The following is a 19,913-nucleotide window of genomic DNA, read 5'->3' as shown; positions in this document are numbered from 1 at the left end:
CATAGGGAGTCATTATTGATGACACCCTTTTTATTATTTTCGTCGTGAATGCATTGTTGTATGCATAGATGTCTTTTTTGAAATATTATTTCTTTTAATTCTGCAATTGCGATTTTTATCTTGCTGTTCATTGATTATTTAATATTAACAGCTTGGTTGCTAATTAGTCCCTGATCTGTATCATTGTTTTGTTTCGATATTTTTTCGAGGCTATCAATAAAGAATTGTTTATATATTTATATGCATTGATGCATTATTTTTATGAATTTTTATGTCACAAGGCATAACACATGGAAACTCCTGTTTCACGCAGTGCGTTGTATGGAAAACTGGCCGGCCCACTATTCCGGTCGCTGGAATCGGCAACGGCATTTTGCAAACTACGCTCTAATCCCTGGGTTGAGCTGACTCACTGGCTGCACCAGTTAACACAGCAGCCCGATAACGATATTCTCCACGTTCTTCGGCATTACCAGATCCCTCTTTCTGATGTGGAGAAAGCGTTACTCCGGCAACTGGATATGCTGCCCGCCGGGGCCAGCGCCATTAGTGATTTTTCTCACCATATCGATCTCAGCGTTGAAAAGGCCTGGATGCTGGCGAGCGTCCGTTACGGCGATAACAAAATTCGCAGCGGCTGGTTGCTGCTGGCCTTGTTGACCACGCCAGAACTGCGTCGGGTACTGAGCAGTATCTGCGCGCCGCTGGCCACGCTTCCGGTTGATGAACTGACTGAAATACTGCCCTCGTTGATCGAAACATCGCCGGAAGCGCAGGAGCGCCCTTACGACGGCTCCGGCCTGGCATCAGCCATTCCCGGTGAAAGCAGTCAGGCGATTCCCAACGGCGGGCAGGACGGTAAATCCGCGCTGGCAAAATACTGTCAGGACATGACGGCACAGGCGCGCGACGGCAAAATCGACCCGGTGACGGGGCGTGAGCATGAAATCCGCACCATGACGGATATTCTGCTGCGCCGTCGCCAGAATAATCCACTACTGACTGGTGAGGCGGGCGTCGGGAAAACGGCGGTCGTCGAAGGTTTTGCCCTGGCGATTGCGCAGGGGGAAGTGCCGCCCGCGCTGCGGGAAGTACGGCTGCTGGCGCTGGACGTTGGCGCTCTGTTGGCCGGAGCCAGCATGAAAGGCGAGTTTGAATCGCGTCTGAAAGGGTTACTGGAAGAGGCCGGGCGCTCGCCGCAGCCGGTTATTCTGTTTGTTGATGAAGTTCACACTCTGGTGGGCGCGGGCGGCGCATCCGGCACGGGCGATGCCGCTAACCTGCTGAAACCGGCGCTGGCGCGCGGCACCCTGCGGACTATCGGCGCCACCACCTGGAGCGAATACAAGCGCCATATTGAGAAAGATCCGGCGCTGACCCGGCGTTTTCAGGTGTTGCAGATTGCCGAACCGGAAGAAATCCCCGCAATGGAAATGGTGCGTGGTCTGGTGGATACGCTGGAAAAACACCATAACGTACTGATTCTGGATGAGGCGGTACGTGCGGCGGTACAGCTTTCTCACCGCTATATTCCCGCCCGGCAGTTGCCGGATAAGGCCATCAGCCTGCTGGATACCGCCGCGGCCCGCGTGGCGCTGACGCTGCACACGCCGCCTGCCAGCGTACAGTTCCTGCGCCAGCAGCTAAAAGCGGCGGAAATGGAACGGTCGCTGTTGCAGAAGCAGGAAAAAATGGGGATTCAGTCAGATGAGCGGCGCGATGCGCTGACGGCGCGAATTTTCTCGCTCAACGATGAACTGACTGCATCCGAATCCCGCTGGCAGCGGGAGCTGGAACTGGTACATACGTTGCAGAAACTGCGTCTCGCAGAGTCTGATGCTGATGACAAAACCACGCTGCAACAGGCCGAAACGGCGCTAAGGGAGTGGCAGGGTGACGCGCCGGTGGTGTTCCCGGAAGTCAGCGCGGCGGTGGTCGCGGCGATTGTCGCCGACTGGACCGGTATTCCTGCCGGGCGCATGGTGAAAGATGAGGCCAGCCAGGTGCTGGAACTGCCTGCCCGACTGGCGCAACGCGTTACCGGGCAAGACGGCGCGCTGGCGCAGATTGGTGAACGTATTCAGACCGCCAGGGCGGGACTGGGCGATCCACGCAAACCGGTGGGCGTGTTTATGCTGGCCGGGCCGTCCGGTGTCGGTAAAACCGAAACCGCGCTGGCGCTGGCGGAGGCTATCTACGGCGGTGAGCAAAACCTGGTAACCATCAATATGAGCGAGTTCCAGGAGGCTCACACCGTTTCCACACTGAAAGGCGCGCCGCCCGGCTATGTGGGCTATGGCGAGGGTGGTGTGCTGACGGAAGCGGTGCGTCGCCACCCCTGGAGCGTAGTGCTGCTCGACGAGATCGAAAAAGCGCACCATGACGTCCACGAACTCTTCTATCAGGTGTTTGATAAAGGGGGCATGGAGGACGGTGAGGGAACACATGTCGATTTCAAAAACACCACGCTACTACTCACCACCAACGTGGGTTCCGACCTCATCAGCCAGATGTGTGAAGATCCGGCCTTAATGCCCGATGCTACGGGGCTTAAAGAGGCGCTAATGCCGGAATTGCGCAAGCATTTCCCGGCGGCATTTCTGGGCCGCGTGACGGTGATCCCTTACCTGCCGCTGGATGAAACGTCGCGTGGCGTGATTGCCCGTCTGCACCTTGACCGGCTGGTGGCGCGGATGGGTGAACAGCACGGCGTGACGCTGACGTATAGCGAGGAACTGGTCGCACATATTGTGGCGTGCTGTCCAATGCATGAAACGGGCGCGCGGTTGCTGATTGGCTACATCGAACAGCACATCCTGCCACGACTGTCGCGCTACTGGTTGCAGGCCATGACGGAAAAAGCCGCTATCAGGCAGATTGATATCGGCGTTAATGGTGATGAGCAGATTGTTTTTGAGACAACCTCGCAGGAGGGAATATGCCAAAAGAGTTAAGTGGTGCGCAGTGGGTTTATGGCGTGACTAAGTTTGTCGGCGGAAATACAGATAAACCCCACTGGTCAATTGATGGGCATTAAATATGACATTACGTTACCCGGCGTTATTGACTCCTTTGCTAATGATGTTCGCTTTCAGTGTTCATGGCGAACCGCCTTTACCACAGGATGTGCAGCATTTTCTGAGCAATGCAGAGATGTGCCAGCATCTGGCCGGCGAATGGGACAGTTCTTTACCGGAAGAGGATAAAAAAGACATAGAAAAGGGCATTAATACCTGGTGCCCTCCGGCGAAAAAAGCACTTCCTGGGTTACGGGAAAAGTACAAAGAAAACAAAGAGATTATAAAAAAACTCTCTGAGTATGATTTTTAAACTGTGCCGTTGCACCGCTATCCGGGCGGTCGTCGGTAGATTGATAAGGAAATGAAAGAGTATGGCTATCAACAATAGCGCGCAGAAATTCATCGCGCGCAACCGCGCGCCGCGCGTGCAGATTGAATATGACGTAGAGATTTACGGTTCCGAGAAAAAAATCGAGCTGCCGTTCGTGATGGCGGTGCTGGCCGATCTGGCCGGGAAACCGCGGGAAGAACTGCCGCCGGTGACGGATCGCAAATTCCTCGATATTGATATTGATAACTTCAATGAGCGCATGAAAGCCATTGCGCCGCGCGTGGCGTTCGCTGTGCCGAATACGCTGACGGGTGAAGGTCAGTTGATGGTCGATATCACTCTGGAAAATATGGACGACTTTTCGCCGGCACAGATTGCCCGCAAGGTGGACGCCCTGAACCAGTTACTGGAAGCCCGCACCCAACTGGCGAACCTCCAGACCTACATGGATGGCAAGGCCGGGGCGGAAAATCTGGTCAATAAACTGTTGCAGGACCCGACCCTGCTGAAAACGCTGGCGAATGCGCCGAAATCGGCCGCTACCCAGCAAGGTGTGTCAGCGGATAATGAATCAGCGGAATAATGTCGAATTTTTAAGGAATTTTCATGGCAAACAGTAATATGCAGGCAACCGACGCGGTTGCTCAGGATACCGTCTCCGCATCCGGTGAATTTGATGCGTTGCTGAATCAGGCCTTCCGACCCAAGACTACCCAGGCGGCAAAAGCCGTGGAAGCCGCGGTGCAGACGCTGGCGCAACAGGCGCTGGCGAACACGATCACCGTCAGCGATGACGCCTATAAAAGCATCAGCGCTATTATTGCGCAGATCGACTTTAAACTGACCGAACAGATCAAACTGATTCTGCAACATCCCGACTGGCAGAAGCTGGAATCCTCGTGGCGCGGTATGGAGCATCTGGTTTACAACACCGAGACCGACGAAAAGCTGAAAATCCGCTTCATGAATCTGTCAAAAGATGAATTGCGGCGCAACATGAAGCGTTACAAGGGCATCGCCTGGGATCAAAGCCCGATGTTCAAGAAACTGTATGAAGCCGAATACGGCCAGTTAGGTGGCGAACCTTATGGCTGTATCATTGCGGATTACTACTTCGACCATACACCGCCCGATGTGGATCTGCTCGGCTCTATCGCCAAAGTCGCCGCGTCGGCCCATGCGCCGTTTATTGCCGGGGCTTCCCCCTCGGTACTGCAAATGGACTCCTGGCAGGAACTCGCGAATCCCCGCGACCTGACCAAAATCGTCACCCAGAACCTGGAATATGCGCCGTGGAACTCGCTGCGGGCCAGCGAAGACTCCCGTTATATTGGCCTGACGATGCCGCGTTTTCTTGCCCGCCTGCCGTATGGCGCAAAAACCAACCCGGTGGACGAGTTTGATTTTGAAGAAGATGCGGATGGTTCTGACCATACCAAATACGTCTGGAGCAACGCGGCCTACGCGATGGGCGTAAACATCAACCGTTCCTTCAAACACTACGGCTGGTGTACGTTGATTCGCGGTGTGGAATCAGGCGGTGCGGTGGAAAATCTTCCCTGCCATACCTTCCCGACTGACGATGGCGGCGTGGACATGAAATGCCCGACCGAAATCGCCATCTCTGACCGCCGCGAGGCTGAACTGGCGAAAAACGGTTTTATCCCGTTGATCCACCGTAAAAACTCAGACTATGCCGCCTTTATCGGCGCACAGTCGCTGCAAAAACCACAGGAATACTACGATCCGGACGCGACGGCCAACGCTAACCTGTCTGCCCGTCTGCCGTACCTGTTCGCCTGCTCGCGCTTCGCTCACTTCCTCAAATGTATCGTCCGCGACAAAATCGGTTCCTTTAAAGAGCGTGAGGATATGCAGCGCTGGCTAAATGAATGGATTATGAATTACGTCGACGCCGATCCGGTGAACTCCTCGCAAGAAACTAAAGCCCGTCGTCCGCTGGCTGCCGCTGAAGTAGTGGTGGAAGAGGTGGAAGGCAATCCAGGTTATTACGACGCGAAATTCTTCCTGCGTCCGCATTTCCAGCTTGAAGGGCTGACGGGATCGCTGCGCCTGGTGACAAAACTGCCGTCAGTGAAGCAGGGCAATGCCTGATGCATTTATTTTGTGAATGTATAAATGATATCAGAGGATATTAAGAGAATATATGCCATATGTTTATGCTAATGCAAAGGCTTTACAGGATACAGAAAAGGTAGGAAACCACCATCAGTGTGTTGAACTTATTCAACACTATATACGAGTAGGACAAGCGAGTACATGGCAGCAAGGGGCCGCAGTATTTGGAAACAAAAACATTGAAGTCGGGACAGTTATCGCTACTTTTGTGAATGGGCGATATCCGAACCACAATAGTGGCAACCATGCTGCATTTTTTTGGGGCAAGATGCTGGCGGGATATGGGTGATGGATCAATGGAAAGATGATATCGCAAAACCCCGTGTGTCCAAACGTTATATAAGAAAGTTGCATAATGGAAGTGTTCGTAGTGACGGGACTTATATAAGGATGAGTAATAATGCAGAAGCCTATTTTATCGTTGAATAGCACCTGTATTGTCGGGGGCATTCTGTGGTTACTTCCGGTAATAGTTGTTCATGCCGATGAGATTGTCTGCCCTGCGGTTATTCATTTTTCTCAGGCTCCAATAATTTCCTCAGCGGAAGGATGGAATGTCTCATCCCGTGCAGCGCGTATGTTGAATGATGGTGGTTTTCTTTCGTCTGGCGATCCCAAAGAGCAGGCAGATCTGAAAGGTGAAGATGCAGTCGTTGATGGGAAAAAGGGGCACCTGTGGGAGATAGACCCGGAGGATAATCGCCGGGGGATCTGGTTCTCGTGTAGTTATGGACAGTGGGCTGTTCTGCTTGCCAGAAAAGTTCAGGGAACGGTCGCGACATGCTGGAGCCCGGATGTCTTACCGGCGAAATTGATTTGTAAATAAAATATATAATCTTTATATGAATACTCTGATGCCAGAATACGCATAAAAGATGCCTGTTAATGTTTAAGATTTATTCGTGAAGTAAATACTTCAATAATATTGGCAGCGGAAAAAGACAGCCTTCTGTTCTCCTGAAATTACGGGGAAGGGGATTCTGTACGGCAACGGTTTATTTCTGCGCAAATTATCAGGATAAACCAGGTTTATTTTAAGTAAAACTTAATAAGGATATAAAAATGGCTTATGACATTTTTCTGAAAATTGACGGCATCGACGGTGAGTCGATGGATGACAAACACAAAAATGAAATTGAAGTACTGAGCTGGCGCTGGAATATCCATCAGGAATCCACCATGCACGCCGGTAGCGGCCTCGGCTCCGGTAAGGTCTCCGTCACCAACCTGGATTTTGATCACTATATCGACCGCGCCAGCCCGAACCTGTTCAAATACTGCGCCTCCGGCAAGCACATTCCGCAGGCCATTCTTGTTATGCGTAAGGCTGGCGGCAATCCGCTGGAGTACCTCAAGTATACCTTCACCGACCTGATTGTCGCCGTGGTTTCCCCGAGCGGCAGCCACGATGGTGAAATCGCCTCCCGTGAAACGGTCGAGCTTTCTTTCAGCACCGTGAAACAGGAATACGTGGTGCAGAACCAGCAGGGCGGCAGCGGCGGCACTATCACCGCAGGCTACGACTTCAAGGCCAACAAAGAAATTTAACGGTTGTTTTTCCGGCCAGATTTATATCTGGCCGGATTTATTGTTTTGATTTTAAAGGAATTTACAGTGAATAAATGGCGTAACCCCACTCGGCGGTTATGTGCGGTAGCTATGCCTTTTGCACTGCTCCTGCTTTCCGGATGCGGCAGTAGCGATGCGTTACCTGACCTCGAATCACAGCGACTCGACCTGAGCGTGAAAGCCTCCGATAAGGTGAATCCTGACAATCAGAAGAAGGCCGCGCCCATTGAGATACGTGTTTATGAACTGAAAAATGACGCCGCTTTCACGACAGCCGATTACTGGTCGCTCCATGACAACGACAAATCCGTCCTTACCGACGATTTAGTGCGTCGCGACAGCTTTATTTTGCGTCCCGGCGAAGAGAAAAAACTGCGTCGCCCGCTGAATGCGCAGACCACGGCAATCGGCGTACTGGCCGGATACCGTAACCTGGCCAAATCGGTCTGGCGGGTAACCTACAAAATCCCGGAAGCCCCGGGAAAAGCCTGGTACAGCAACTTCATACCGGGGAAAGGAAAAGTGCAGTTGGATGCGGAACTGGAACAAAGCGCTATTGTAATTACGGAACGGGATAAATGAATTATGAGCTGGAATGACCGCGTAGTCTGGAGTGAAGGACAATTTTTACTGCCGCAGATGTTTCAGCAGCAAGAGCGTTATCTGGAACACGTCATGCATTACCGCAGCCTGCCGCTGACCCCCTTTTTCTGGGGATTCAGCCACTACAATATTGATGGCGAAGCGCTGAACATCGGTAAACTGATACTGAAAGAGGCATCAGGGATTTTTCCTGACGGCACGCCGTTTAACGCACCGGACCACACCCCGCTGCCGCCGCCACTGACCATTCTGCCGGAGCACCTGAACCAGCAGATTTGTCTGGCGGTACCGGTACGCGCGCCGAACAGCGAAGAAACTACGTTTGACAATAACCCGGAATCATTGGCGCGTTTCTCGGTACATGAACACGACATCCGCGACGCCAACTCGCTGGGACGTGGCGCGCAGCTATTACAGCTCAGTCACCTGCGCCTGCGGCTGCTGCCGGAAAAGGCGGTGACGGGCGCCTGGATTGGCCTGCCGCTGACCCGCATCATCGGGCTGAATCCTGACGGGCGGATAGATATCGACCACGACCTGATCCCGCCCATCATTAATTATCAGGCCAGTTCACTGATGTGTACCTGGCTGTCGTGGATCAACGATCTCATCCGGATGCGGGCCGATTCGCTGGCGGAACGGCTGACCGGCAGCGACAACCACGGCCATGAAGCAGCAGAGGTCTCCGATTACCTGCTGCTGCAAATTCTCAATCGCTTTGAGCCGCTGTTGATTCACCTGGCGAAAACCCCGCTGGCCCCGGAAGTGTTGTATCGCTACCTGTCCGAACTGGCCGGGGAACTCTCCACCTATGTGCGTCCACAAACGCGACGGCCCGCTGAATACAAAGAGTACAAACACCTGACGCCCTATGCCGGGTTGAAATCACTGGTCGATGAGGTGCAGTTCCTGCTGAATGCAGTACTGATCCGGGGCGCGCAGCGCATCGAGCTGAAAGAGGGGACTTACGGCATCCTGAATGCGGTGGTGGCTCCTTCCGATCTTGCCGATTTCAGCACGCTGGTACTGGCGATAAAGGCTTCAATGCCGACCGATGTGCTACTGCAACATTTTGCCGCCCAGACCAAAATTGGGCCATCCGATCGCCTGCCGGAACTGATCCGCTCGCATCTGCCGGGGCTGGCTTTGCAGGTTCTGCCTGTACCACCGCGCCAAATCCCGTTTCAGGCCGGATACATCTATTACGACATCCGCCGCGAGGGAGCATTGTGGGAACACATTGCCCGTTACGGCGGGATGGCCATGCATACCGCCGGGGAATTTCCGGGGCTGGAGACAGAACTGTGGGGAGTGCGCGATAAATGACAGACAGTACCCTGACGCCGCCAGCGGCGGACATGATGTCCTTTTTGTCCACCACGCCGGAACATAAGAACAGTGAATATGAAACGCCGGTACACACCAGCCAGCGCACGGAACTCAATGTCATCGTTGAAGACGGTCCGGACAGCAAACTCCGGCTGGCTGAAATCAGCGCGGCGGCTAACCCGTTGCTCGCCGCTGCCCAGCCTTTATTGTGCGCTCTCGCAGCCATGCCCGCTAAGCTGGATGCGGCCCTGGTAGAGCCTTACCGTAATTTGCTGGTACGCGAGATGCATCTGTACCAGACATTATGCGATCAGGCGAACCTGCGGCGCGAGCACGTACTGGCGGTACGTTACTGCCTGTGTACGGCGCTTGATGAAGCCGCCAATAACACAACCTGGGGACGGCGCGGCGTCTGGGCCGGAAAAAGCCTGCTGGTAACATTTCATGGTGAAAGCGAAGGCGGGATAAAACTTTTCCAGATCATCGGGCGTTTGGCGGCCAGCTTCCAGGAGCATGGCAACGTACTGGAGGTTATCTACCACCTGCTAGGGTTGGGATTTGAAGGCCGCTACAGCGTGCAGCCAGACGGGCGTAAGCAACTGGACAATATTCGCCAGCAATTGCTGACACAGCTTTCACAGCGTCGCGATCCGGTCATGCCCGCGCTCTCGCCTGACTTTCAGGGGGCGATAAGCGGACGACTGCGACGGATGCGCCGGGTGCCGGTCTGGCTGAGCGCCGGGATAGCCCTGTTGGCGATGCTGACGCTGTTTGGCCTTTACAGCCACCGGATGGATGTGCAGACCGTCACCGTACAACAGCATATTGATGCGATTGGTATAAAACTGCCGCCGCCGCCCGTGCCGGTTCATAAGCTGCGGCTGAAAATCCTGCTGGCAAACGAAATCGCCCGTGGCCTGCTGACCGTGGACGAAGATGACCAGCACAGTAGGGTGGTCTTCCGTGGCGACGCCATGTTTGTACCGGGACAAAAAACGGTGAGTGACGCAATCCGGCCAGTGATTAACAAAGCGGCGCGGGAAATCGCCCGCGTGGGCGGCGCAGTCACTGTAACGGGTCACACTGACAGCCAGCCCATTCATTCGGCTGAATTCCCATCCAACCTGGTGCTGTCGGAAAAACGGGCGGCGGAAGTTGCGGCGTTGCTGACCTCCGGCGGCGTACCTGCCGGACGGGTACATATCGTCGGCAAGGGCGATACGGTGCCGGTGGCGGATAACGGCAGTAAAGCCGGGCGGGCGAAAAACCGTCGGGTGGAAATTCTGGTAGTGGAGTGAATGAATGATAAAAAAATCGACCTATGATGTGTCTCATCATTCGGCAATATGTGGCGTGACGGGGGATTATTATCGGATCTCAGCGACATATCACATAAAACGATCTATCCGTGTTTTTTTGATGATTTTATGTTGTTTATTACCCGGTGGCGTTTTTGCCGGGTCCCTGATTAACGCAGGATTAATTTCCCCCGATAATGTCAACCTCAGTATACGGGATTTTCTGGGGTTTTATGCCAGTGATGACTTACAGGAAAAAGATAATACACTGATGTATGTGTTGGGGGTAGCGGATGCCACAGAAGGTAAGACGTGGTGTGGATATGGTCAGGTTGACAGTATAACAATAAACCATACTGTGCTGGCCTGGCTTGATCGGTACTCTGTGAAAAAGCCTGATGCAAGAGCTTCGGTGCTGATAGAGGAAGCATTAGTTAAAAATTTCCCCTGTCAGGGGACTGAACCCTCCGTAAAAATTGCTTCCCGGTCATCTCCTGTGTTATCCCTGACGCCGGATGCGCTTAATCTTTCAGGTAATGACTTTTTTAAATTTTGGGTATCTGGTAATCAACTGGATAAACTCAGGGCGGGTATCTATCTGCTTGGCGTGGAGGATGCAACGGAGAAAAAACTATGGTGTGGATACGATTTATTTAAGACGCTAACATTAAATGAATTAGTCTATGTTTCTCTTAAAAATAAAACCAATGAGGAACTGAATTCTCGCGCGGCTGAACTTATCATAAATAAATTAATAGAGTATCCCTGTAATATATAAAATCATTCAAGTTGCATCAAGGCGGCAAGGGAGTGAATCCCCAGGAACGTACATTAGTTCGTGACTGGGGTGAGCGAGGAAAGCCAACACACATGCAGCCTGAAGTATGACAGGTATACCCTGTGATAATGTTATCGCTGCCAGTTCAGATAAAGTCTTGGTGGTAAAGGATTGATATGTTTAAGGTGATGGTCTGTCTGTTGGTGGGTACTCCTGCCATTTCTTATGCGCAGGGTTATGGGTGTGCTACGGTTGGAGCATCAATGGAGTCATCGTTATTTGATGCCATAAAAAATGACCTGAATATAGATGTCGCTACTATTATAAAGGATAAAACAAAGTGTATCTAAGGTCTATGCAGAATCTCTGGCCAGGATGGATTATGAAAAAGATAAGGCCAAAAATAAAGTGGCAATATTAGATAAAAAATCCTATTCCGATAGTTACTATGAAAATCAGGTTAAATATATCGTGGCAAAATATACCTATATTAACAAAGATAAAGAAAAAGATATTTTCATTGCATCCAGCTTCATGAATGCTGATGAGTGTTCTGTAAGATTTAATGGTTATATTACTTTATCCAGGGAATTTTAAAATATTGATTATTGGGTGGCGAGTCGAAATATAATGCAAAAATTTCTTAGTCTGCTTTTTTCCCGGCGCGCGCTGGCAGTTGTGGGCGTTCTGGTTCTGGCGCTACTGGTCTGGTTTGTCGGGCCGCTGGTGTCATTTGATACCCTGCGCCCGCTGGCCTCCGTGGGTAGCCGGGTAGTGACCATTGCCCTGTTGCTGATGCTGCTGGTACTGTGGCTGGTCAACTGGTCGATGAGTATCATCGGCATCAGTGTCCTGTGCCTGGCGATTGGCTTCGTCACACCGCTGCTGGCCCTGGGCGATGTCCATCCGTTTGCGCCGCTGTGGGTCCGCCTGACCCTGATTGGTTTCATCCTGCTGATGTACGCGCTGTACGGCCTGTACCGGCTGTGGCGTGCGCTGCGTATGGATGAACAACTGCTGCGTCGCTTCCTGCATCCTCGCGGGGAAGAGGTACCGGTGGCAGGCGAGATCAAAGCCGACCTGCGCACCGTCAACCATATTGTCACGCAGGCCATCCGGCAGCTGCGGCAGTTGCGGGTGGATATGCCTGGCTGGCGTAAAATCTTCGAGGGAAAACGCTTTCTGTATGAGCTGCCGTGGTTCATGGTGGTCGGCAGTCCCGGCGACGGCAAAACCACGGCCCTGCTGAACACCGGATTGCAGTTCCCGCTGGCGGAGCAAATGGAGCAGACCTCGCGTATCCTGACAGTGCCGGGTGGCGGCACGCTACACTGCGACTGGTGGTTTACCAATGAAGCGGTGTTGATTGATACCGCCGGACGCTACGCCCGCCACGATGACGGCGGAGAAGTGAGCGCCGCGCAGCGTAACGCCGGAGAGTGGCAGGGCTTTCTCGGTCTGCTGCGTAAACATCGCCCCGGCGCGCCGCTTAACGGCGTGATCCTGACGCTAAACGTGGCGGATTTAACCGCGCAGTCACCGGCGGAACGCCTGGCGGCCTGCGCTGCCTTACGTGCGCGGCTGGCCGATTTGCGTGAGACGCTGGGCATTCGCTTCCCGGTCTATCTGGTGGTCACCAAAATGGATCTGTTGCCGGGCTTCAGTGACTATTTTCGCACGCTGACCAGCCATCTTCGCGCACAAATCTGGGGCTTCTCGCTGCCGTACAGCCGCAGGCGAAAAGCGGGCGACCCGCAGGCGCTGCACGCCGCCTGCGCGCAGGAGCTGGCACGCCTGACGCTGCGGCTGGATCAGGGACTGGATACCCGGTTACAGGAAGAGTACGACCTTAAAAGCCGCCAGCGGCTGTATACCTTCCCGCGTGAGTTCGCCGCCCTCGGCGAGCCGTTGCTGGAGGCTATTGAACAGATCTTCCTCGATTCAAAATTCGATGCCACGCAACTGAATAACACGCTGCGCGGGGTGTTTTTCACCAGTGCCGCGCAGGCGCAGGCCGACGCCGTGGCCGACCAGTTGAGTATCTGGCAGCGCTTTGTCCGGGCGATAAAAACCGCCCGTGGCGAATCATCCGCCTCTCTCCCACACGCTCTGCCGGACGGCAACCGCAGCTACTTTCTGCATGACCTGCTGACACAGTTTATTTTCCGTGAAGCGCACCTGGTGGAGCCAAACCTCCAGTGGGCCTGGCGTTACCGCCTGCTGCGCCTCGGCGGGCACCTGCTGGTACTGGTGCTGGCATTCCTGTTGTGGCAGGGGATGCAGACCAGTCAGCAGACCAACGGCGACTATCTGAATGAAATCAGCGCCCGCGCGACCCGGCTGGATGGTGAAGTGAAAGCCTACACCGGTAAACCGGCGATGGCTCCCGTCCCGGCACTGCTGGACAGCGCAAGGGAACTGTCCGCCTGGCCGGAACTGGACCCGGACGCGCCGCCGCTGGCCTGGCGCTACGGTCTGTACAGCGTACCGCCGGTAACCGACAGCGTGGCGTCGCTGTACAACCGTCTGCTGGATCAACTGCTGCTGCCGCCGCTGGTGAAACGGATGGAGTATGTGCTGGCGGACGCCATTGCCCGTCAGGACAGTAAAGCTGCGTATGATGCCCTGCGCATCTATCTGCTACTGAATCTGGATAAAGATCACGAAGATAAATACAACGCGGCGGAGATCCAGTCGTGGGTGATTAACGATCTGGGGAACAGCGACAGCGTGGCCGGGTTCGGCGGGCGCGCCGCCGTGCTGACGCATATCGAAGCGCTGTTTGACGGCAGCCGGGTGGTGCATTCACCGTATGAGAAAAATGAGGCACTGATCCGCCAGGCGCGGGCATTCCTCGACGGTCACACCAGTACCGAGCGTATCTATGCGCGGGCGCTGGCGGCGATGGAGAGCGAAGCGCCGCAGGAGTTCACGCTGGTACGCGCCGTCGGCGCGGATGCGGGAACGGTGTTTGTGCGTAGCAACGGCGCGCCGCTGGATCGGGGCGTGCCGGGTATTTTTACCCGTGAAGGTTACCGGGAGCTGTTCGACAAACGATTACCGGAATTTGTGGCGGCGGCGACGGCGAACGATGGCTGGGTGATGGGCCGGGAGAGTACGCCAAAAAAGCTGACTGACAGCCTGCGCAGCCAGATACCGGGGCAGGAGCAGTCTGTCGCCCGCGAAGTCCGCCGTTTGTACCTGACGGAATATGCCCGCCGCTGGCAGGATTTTCTGGACAGTATCCATAGTATCAACAGTGCCGGGGAAGAGGGCAGTTCCGGCCTGGCCTATGATTTACAGGTGCTGCGCACCCTGGCGTCGCCGGACTCACCGCTGATGCGGCTGGGAAAAGCGGTGGTGGAGCAGACCACGCTGGTGCCGCCGCCGGACCCGCAGGCCAGACAGAAACAACTGGCGCAGCGCGCATCCGGTAACGCGGGGAAAGTGGTACAGACGGCAAAACTGTTCCAGGATATTCACCCGGAAGAACGGCTGGAAAAAACGCTGGTGGATGATCGTTTCGCCGCGCTGCGCGAGGTCATTGCCGGGCGGACGGACGGCGGACAGAGCGGCGGTGGGACGATGCAGATCGCTTCGCTGCTGACCATGCTCAACGAGTATTACACCCAACTGACCATTGCTGATAGCGCGCTGGCGGCGGGGACGTTGCCAGCGCGCATTACTGCCGCAGACAAGTTGCAACTGGAGGCGGCGAAACTGCCTGCGCCGCTGAAAAACATCCTGCTGGATCTGACGAAGCAGGGAACGCGCAAAATCAACGCCGGGACCGGCGACGTGCTGAACACCCAGATGGAGGCGATGATGGGCGACGACTGCCGTGACGCCATCGACGGGCGCTATCCGTTCGCCGACAGCCCGCAGGAGGTCAGCGCCGAGGACTTTAACCGCATCTTCGCCAGCGGCGGCGTACTGGATGCTTTCTGGAGCAAACAACTGGCTCCGCTGGCGGACACCGCCAGCGACCCGTGGCGCTACAAACCGACCGAAGGCAACATGACATTGCAGGGGCCGGATTTAACGCCGTTTCAGCAGGCGAAGCAGATCCGCAGCGTGTTTTTTAACAGCGAGGGCGGGAAAAAATTTTCCTGGTCGATGCAGATTAGCGTGGTGGATATGGACCCGGCCATCACGGAACTGGTGATTGATATCGACGGTCAGGTGCTGCGCTACGCCCATGGTCCGGACCGGCCCCTGAAAGTGACGTGGCCGGGACCGCGCAACGGCTCGATGGCGGAAATCACCGCCAGCCCGCGTATTCGCCAGGACACCTCAACGCTACTGACCGGCGGGCCGTGGGCGCTGTTTCATCTGCTGGACGCCGGAAAGGTGCAGGAAACGGCGGTGCGGGGGCGCCAACTGGTGGAATATGATTTTGACGGTCGCCGGGTGGTGCTGGAAATCACCGCCGGGCGGGATTTTAACCCGGTCAGCCGGGAGCTGTTGCAGAACTTCAGTTGTCCGGCGAGGGCGTTGTAATGCGCCGGCCAGCGGTGGTATCAGCCCCGGCGATGTTCGGCAGGCTGCCGGACCAGCGCGACTATGTGCGCTGGCGGGTGGGCGCTGAAGAGGGACGAATATGGCAGGACTGGCTGAACCGCCAGACGTGGGTGGGCAGCGGGCGGCATATCGTGTTGCCGGAAGGCCAGACGACCGATGAAGAGCGTGACGGCTGGATGCACCTGTCGCCGCGTGGCGAACATGATATGCCCGCGCCGGAACACCATCCGCTGCCGTGGAGCTTTGTGATGTCGCCGGGATTTTTGCCGATGGGGGGGACGACTGACTGGCTGACCGGAGTGCTGATGGCGTCACGGGATAGCGTGGGACGCCCGTGGCCGCTGGTGATTTACCAGCGCTGCGGTCGGGAGTGGCTGGACGAGAGTTTGCAGGAGACGCAGGGCTGGCTGTACTGGCTGGCGAGGCTGGCGGCGCAGCATATCACGCCGGACACGATGCGGCGCGGGCGGCTGACGGAGCAGGTGGACCAGCTATGGGCGATGTGGCAGCCGGGGCCGTGGTGGGCGCAGTGGCTGCGCGGGTTACGACGTACATCGCAGCGCAGCCGGGAATTGACCGGGCTGCCGGATGAAGCACCGGTAGTAGAACTGCCGGGCGTGCGTTATCTGCCGTGGCCGGGCTGGCCGGGTAAGACGCTGGGGCAGGCAACACCGGGGCAAGGCTGGTTCTGGCAGCAGAACAGTGAAGGGCGGTATGTGGATGCGCTGCGGCTGGTGGATGAAGAAAATAGAGGTCAGATGCTGTGAAAAAGTACGCTGTAGAGGTTCTGTTTATGTCTGCCTGTGCAGGAATGTTCCTGCCCGTATTTGCCTGGGGCGGAACAGATGTAAACATTGATAACCCGCTGGCGGAGTGTGTGGATATCCATCCCGTTCATCGTCAGGAAATGGATAACCTTACCATTCTGAAAACAACGGTCACACTGAAAAAAAGTACCGGTGAATGTGGCTGTTTCTCAGCATTAATCAACTATACCAGCTTACTGGCGCAGGATGTTGAGGGTTACGGACGCGGAAGTGCATATTCCCTTCAGGAGGGGAATATCTCACTGGCGAAGATGCAGGGACGTTATCCTTTCAGCTTTGTATTATCGGTGGATAACCAGTCTGTACGGGATCAGAAGCTGGCGCTAATGATACGTTGTACACCACCGCTGTAATACACAGAATAGTCAGGGAGAAGATGATGGCGGTAAGACTGACTTTTGACGGGCAAAAGCTGACATGGCCTGGTATCGGGATATTTAAGGCGACCACGGGGTTACCGGATTTACAGTGGCCAGATAAACAGTGTGTGCCGGATGCGGCGATACCGGAAGGGAATTATAAATTGTTTATTCAGTTTCAGGGGGAGGCACCGATAAGAAATGCTGCGGATTGTGATCTGGGACCATCATGGGGCTGGAGTACCATTCCGCGAGGTCAGGCTGCCGGAACATGTGAGATATACTGGGCGAACTGGGGATATAACCGTATCCGGCTGGAATCAGCGGATGAGAAGACCCGAAAAGCCTGTGGGGGCAAGCGGGGTGGTTTTTATATCCATGATTCCACCAAAGGTTACAGTCATGGTTGTATTGAAGTGGAACCGGTGTTTTTCCGTATTCTGAAACAGGAGACGGAAAAAGAAAATGGTGAAAAGACATTTACGGTTAATGTTAAGTATGTTTCTGGTCAGCAAACGAATGGTGGAACAAAACAATAATACCGTTAAAACCGGATCAAATTATCGTGTCTGAACGTGCTGTGGTTGACAATGATTACAATGGTGGCCAGATAAGTAACGAGCACCAATGATAAAGTATATGACTGGCGGTGTGCTGGTTATTAATCAAATTTTTATAAAATGCAATGCGAATCTGGTAAGCGTAATAAAAATAAAATCATAATATTGTTATATTCATTTCCTTATTTATGTAATTCAGTATTTATGTTATGTGCTAATTTTTGTGTTTTTATTTTCATGGCTCTTGTCAGCAATATACCCTGTTCTTCTGGTAAATATTTAAATATAACAGGCTGGTTGCATTATAAAGTGCGGGGCACTGTTTCCTGACGGTGAGTCTATTTATTTTAATCCGGTATTAAAGGAGTCACTACCATGAGTTTTGTATCCACAAATAATAAATCCGGTATGGGAGGGCTGACGACAACCACGCCGCCGATAACCGGAGAAAGTGGCGGTGTCACCGCAGATTCAGTCGCCGGAAGCGTGGCAGATGCGGCGGAAGCCGCCGTGGAACAGGCTGCGGGATCGCTGTTTGGCGCATTGCCGGAGCCATCAGGACTGGTGAAAGCCGCGGTGGCAGCGGCGCAGGCTGCCGCCGCCGCAGGTATGGCGCAGGATGCGGTATCGGCCATCGTCTCCGCTGTTGCAGGCGGGCCGGGGGCGCATAATGTGACGGTCAGCGGCAGCGCCGTACCGCCGGGCGCATTACTGTTCGCCAGCCTGGACGGCGGCGAAACATTAAGTGAACTGTTCAGCTATGTGGTACAGCTAAAAACGCCCGACACCCTGAACCTGGGCTATGTCTCCCCGGCGGCCAACCTGCCGCTCAAACCGATGGTGGGCAAAGATCTGTGCGTCAACATCGAACTGGATGGTGGCGGTAAACGGCATATCAGCGGGCTGGTCACGGCGGCGCGGGTGGTGGGCCATGAAGGGCGTTCGGTTACCTATGAGCTGCGTATGGAGCCGTGGGTAAAACTGCTGACCCATACCAGCGACTACAAAGCATTCCAGAATAAAACCGTGGTGGATATTCTGGATGAGGTTCTGGCGGAATATCCCTACCCGGTGGAAAAGCGGCTGGTGGAAAGCTACCCGGTACGCACCTGGCAGGTACAGTACGGTGAAACTGATTTTGATTTTCTTCAGCGACTGATGCAGGAGTGGGGCATCTACTGGTGGTTTGAGCACAGCGAGAACAGTCACACGCTGGTGCTGGCGGATGCCATCAGCGCCCACAAAGCATGTCCGGACTCGCCGCTGGTCGAGTGGCACCAGGAAGGGCTGAAGCTGGACAAGGAGTTTATCCACACTATCACGGCAAACGAGAGTCTGCGGACTGGCCAGTGGGTGCTGGATGATTTCGATTTTACGAAGCCACGTTCATTGCTGGCAAACACCGTGGCAAACCCGCGTGAAACCGGTCATGCCACCTACGAGCATTATGAGTGGCCGGGAGACTACTTCGACAAGAGTGAAGGCGAGATGCTGACGCGCATTCGTATGGAAGCGCAGCGCAGCCCCGGCAGTCGGGTGCTGGGGGGAGGGAATATCCGCACACTCATGACTGGTTATACCTTCACGCTGGAAAACTATCCCACTGCCGAAGTCAATCAGGAATACCTGCTGATGCAGACCTTGCTGTTTGTGCAGGACAACGCGCAGCACAGCGGGCAGGACCAGCACTTTACCTTTTCCACCCGTTTTGAACTGCACCCCACCCGCGAGGTGTTCCGCCCGCAGCGGACGGTGAGCAAACCCCACACCAAAGGGCCGCAGAGCGCCATCGTCACCGGCCCGGCGGGCCAGGAAATCTGGACGGATCAGTACGGGCGGGTAAAGGTACAGTTTGGCTGGGATCGCTACGGCAAAATGGATGAAAACAGCTCCTGCTGGATACGCGTCAGCTACCCATGGGCGGGCAAAGGCTTCGGGATGATCCAGATCCCGCGTATCGGCCAGGAAGTGCTGGTGGATTTCAAAAACGGCGATCCGGATCTGCCGATCATCGTGGGGCGCACCTACAACCAGGACACCATGCCGCCGTGGGGACTGCCGGGAATGGCGTCGCAGAGCGGGATCTTCAGCCACTCGCTGTATGGCGGGCCAACGAACGGCAACATGCTGCGTTTTGATGATAAAACGGGCGCGGAGGAAGTGAAGTTCCACGCGGAAAAAGATCTCAACACCACGGTGAAGAATAATGAAACGCATACGGTTATGGTGGATCGCACTAAAACCATTATTAAAAATGAAACCAACAGTATTGGTGAGGACAGAAACACCACGGTAACGAAGAATGACGGCCTTTCCGTAAAACTGGCGCAGACGATCAATATCGGCACCACTTATCGTTTAGATGTTGGCGATCAATTCACGCTTCGCTGCGGCAATGCGGCGCTTGTTTTACATAAGGACGGCTCCATTGAGTTTTGTGGCAAGCAACTGATGTTACATACCAGCGATGTCATGCAACTGATTGGTAAAGGTATTGATATGAACCCGGATGGCGGCACAGCCGTAACCGCCGATGATATTGCCCCCCTTCCCACCTCTGAGTGATCTGAATTAAACCT

The 19,913-nt window shown here is 54.6% G+C and carries 15 protein-coding genes and 2 pseudogenes; all 17 read left to right on the top strand.

The features are described 5' to 3' along the window. The first annotated feature begins 290 nt into the window (after window positions 1-290). The 17 genes and pseudogenes from tssH (at window position 291) to ACLJPE_RS20775 (ending at window position 19,899) form a co-directional block, all read left to right on the top strand. Complete coding sequence (tssH, locus tag ACLJPE_RS20855; RefSeq protein WP_000449780.1) at window positions 291-2,954, top strand: type VI secretion system ATPase TssH; 2,664 nt, start codon at window positions 291-293, stop codon at window positions 2,952-2,954. An 85-nt stretch (window positions 2,955-3,039) separates the two neighbouring features. Next, on the top strand, window positions 3,040-3,330 hold the full coding sequence (locus ACLJPE_RS20850) for a hypothetical protein (RefSeq protein WP_000175471.1): 291 nt from the start codon (window positions 3,040-3,042) through the stop codon (window positions 3,328-3,330). 61 nt (window positions 3,331-3,391) lie between these two features. After that, on the top strand, window positions 3,392-3,934 hold the full coding sequence (tssB, locus tag ACLJPE_RS20845) for a type VI secretion system contractile sheath small subunit (protein WP_000996818.1): 543 nt from the start codon (window positions 3,392-3,394) through the stop codon (window positions 3,932-3,934). 23 nt (window positions 3,935-3,957) lie between these two features. Beyond that, window positions 3,958-5,466 (top strand): type VI secretion system contractile sheath large subunit, encoded by a 1,509-nt coding sequence (tssC, locus tag ACLJPE_RS20840; RefSeq protein ID WP_000013884.1) that lies wholly within the window; start codon window positions 3,958-3,960, stop codon window positions 5,464-5,466. A 52-nt stretch (window positions 5,467-5,518) separates the two neighbouring features. After that, a pseudogene (locus ACLJPE_RS20835) lies at window positions 5,519-5,919 on the top strand (BPSL0067 family protein). Continuing rightward, window positions 5,891-6,316 carry an STY0301 family protein gene (locus tag ACLJPE_RS20830; protein ID WP_001171575.1) on the top strand — a complete coding sequence of 142 codons (426 nt, stop codon included), beginning with the start codon at window positions 5,891-5,893 and terminating at the stop codon, window positions 6,314-6,316. Before ACLJPE_RS20835 ends, ACLJPE_RS20830 begins: the two are co-directional and overlap by 29 nt. Window positions 6,317-6,552: 236 nt before the next feature. Further along, window positions 6,553-7,038, top strand: a complete 486-nt coding sequence (locus tag ACLJPE_RS20825; RefSeq protein ID WP_000312802.1) for an Hcp family type VI secretion system effector — start codon at window positions 6,553-6,555, stop codon at window positions 7,036-7,038. A gap of 66 nt (window positions 7,039-7,104) precedes the next feature. Next, complete coding sequence (gene tssJ, locus ACLJPE_RS20820) at window positions 7,105-7,641, top strand: type VI secretion system lipoprotein TssJ (RefSeq protein ID WP_023263004.1); 537 nt, start codon at window positions 7,105-7,107, stop codon at window positions 7,639-7,641. A 3-nt stretch (window positions 7,642-7,644) separates the two neighbouring features. Next, a complete protein-coding gene (gene tssK, locus ACLJPE_RS20815; RefSeq protein ID WP_000118727.1) occupies window positions 7,645-8,988 on the top strand; it encodes a type VI secretion system baseplate subunit TssK in 1,344 nt (447 codons plus the stop codon). Next, window positions 8,985-10,289 (top strand): type VI secretion system protein TssL, long form, encoded by a 1,305-nt coding sequence (gene tssL / locus ACLJPE_RS20810; RefSeq protein ID WP_039514490.1) that lies wholly within the window; start codon window positions 8,985-8,987, stop codon window positions 10,287-10,289. Before tssK ends, tssL begins: the two co-directional genes overlap by 4 nt. Window positions 10,290-10,293: 4 nt before the next feature. Beyond that, entirely contained in the window at window positions 10,294-11,067 is a 774-nt protein-coding gene (locus ACLJPE_RS20805; RefSeq protein WP_039514488.1) for a Rap1a/Tai family immunity protein, read from the top strand. A gap of 188 nt (window positions 11,068-11,255) precedes the next feature. Next, window positions 11,256-11,664 (top strand): annotated as a pseudogene (locus tag ACLJPE_RS20800) (Shiga toxin A subunit). Window positions 11,665-11,697: 33 nt separating this feature from the next. Then, complete coding sequence (icmF, locus tag ACLJPE_RS20795) at window positions 11,698-15,567, top strand: Type VI secretion protein IcmF (RefSeq protein WP_039514486.1); 3,870 nt, start codon at window positions 11,698-11,700, stop codon at window positions 15,565-15,567. Continuing rightward, window positions 15,567-16,355 (top strand): TagF domain-containing protein, encoded by a 789-nt coding sequence (locus tag ACLJPE_RS20790; protein ID WP_001254128.1) that lies wholly within the window; start codon window positions 15,567-15,569, stop codon window positions 16,353-16,355. The genes icmF and ACLJPE_RS20790 overlap by 1 nt, the downstream gene beginning before the upstream one ends. Continuing rightward, window positions 16,352-16,768 carry a DUF2195 family protein gene (locus tag ACLJPE_RS20785; RefSeq protein WP_072102662.1) on the top strand — a complete coding sequence of 139 codons (417 nt, stop codon included), beginning with the start codon at window positions 16,352-16,354 and terminating at the stop codon, window positions 16,766-16,768. Before ACLJPE_RS20790 ends, ACLJPE_RS20785 begins: the two co-directional genes overlap by 4 nt. Window positions 16,769-16,791: 23 nt before the next feature. Then, window positions 16,792-17,313 carry a DUF2778 domain-containing protein gene (locus tag ACLJPE_RS20780; protein ID WP_000968384.1) on the top strand — a complete coding sequence of 174 codons (522 nt, stop codon included), beginning with the start codon at window positions 16,792-16,794 and terminating at the stop codon, window positions 17,311-17,313. A gap of 396 nt (window positions 17,314-17,709) precedes the next feature. Beyond that, a complete protein-coding gene (locus ACLJPE_RS20775; RefSeq protein ID WP_039514482.1) occupies window positions 17,710-19,899 on the top strand; it encodes a type VI secretion system Vgr family protein in 2,190 nt (729 codons plus the stop codon). The last annotated feature ends 14 nt before the right edge of the window (window positions 19,900-19,913 follow it).

Origin of the sequence: Salmonella sp. SAL04196, assembly GCF_046550835.1 — a bacterium.
Taxonomy (GTDB): Bacteria; Pseudomonadota; Gammaproteobacteria; order Enterobacterales; family Enterobacteriaceae; genus Salmonella; species Salmonella enterica.
This window is presented reverse-complemented; position numbering and strand designations above follow the sequence as displayed.

Excerpts from the sequence above, each read along its gene's own strand:
- ACLJPE_RS20790 (WP_001254128.1), top strand. The coding sequence starts at position 15,567 with ATGCGCCGGCCAGCGGTGGTATCAGCCCCGGCGATGTTCGGCAGGCTG.
- tssB (WP_000996818.1), top strand. The coding sequence starts at position 3,392 with ATGGCTATCAACAATAGCGCGCAGAAATTCATCGCGCGCAACCGCGCG.
- ACLJPE_RS20830 (WP_001171575.1), top strand. The coding sequence starts at position 5,891 with ATGCAGAAGCCTATTTTATCGTTGAATAGCACCTGTATTGTCGGGGGC.
- icmF (WP_039514486.1), top strand. The coding sequence starts at position 11,698 with ATGCAAAAATTTCTTAGTCTGCTTTTTTCCCGGCGCGCGCTGGCAGTT.
- tssK (WP_000118727.1), top strand. The coding sequence starts at position 7,645 with ATGAGCTGGAATGACCGCGTAGTCTGGAGTGAAGGACAATTTTTACTG.
- tssL (WP_039514490.1), top strand. The coding sequence starts at position 8,985 with ATGACAGACAGTACCCTGACGCCGCCAGCGGCGGACATGATGTCCTTT.
- ACLJPE_RS20775 (WP_039514482.1), top strand. The coding sequence starts at position 17,710 with ATGAGTTTTGTATCCACAAATAATAAATCCGGTATGGGAGGGCTGACG.
- tssH (WP_000449780.1), top strand. The coding sequence starts at position 291 with ATGGAAACTCCTGTTTCACGCAGTGCGTTGTATGGAAAACTGGCCGGC.
- ACLJPE_RS20850 (WP_000175471.1), top strand. The coding sequence starts at position 3,040 with ATGACATTACGTTACCCGGCGTTATTGACTCCTTTGCTAATGATGTTC.
- tssC (WP_000013884.1), top strand. The coding sequence starts at position 3,958 with ATGGCAAACAGTAATATGCAGGCAACCGACGCGGTTGCTCAGGATACC.
- ACLJPE_RS20805 (WP_039514488.1), top strand. The coding sequence starts at position 10,294 with ATGATAAAAAAATCGACCTATGATGTGTCTCATCATTCGGCAATATGT.
- ACLJPE_RS20780 (WP_000968384.1), top strand. The coding sequence starts at position 16,792 with ATGATGGCGGTAAGACTGACTTTTGACGGGCAAAAGCTGACATGGCCT.
- ACLJPE_RS20825 (WP_000312802.1), top strand. The coding sequence starts at position 6,553 with ATGGCTTATGACATTTTTCTGAAAATTGACGGCATCGACGGTGAGTCG.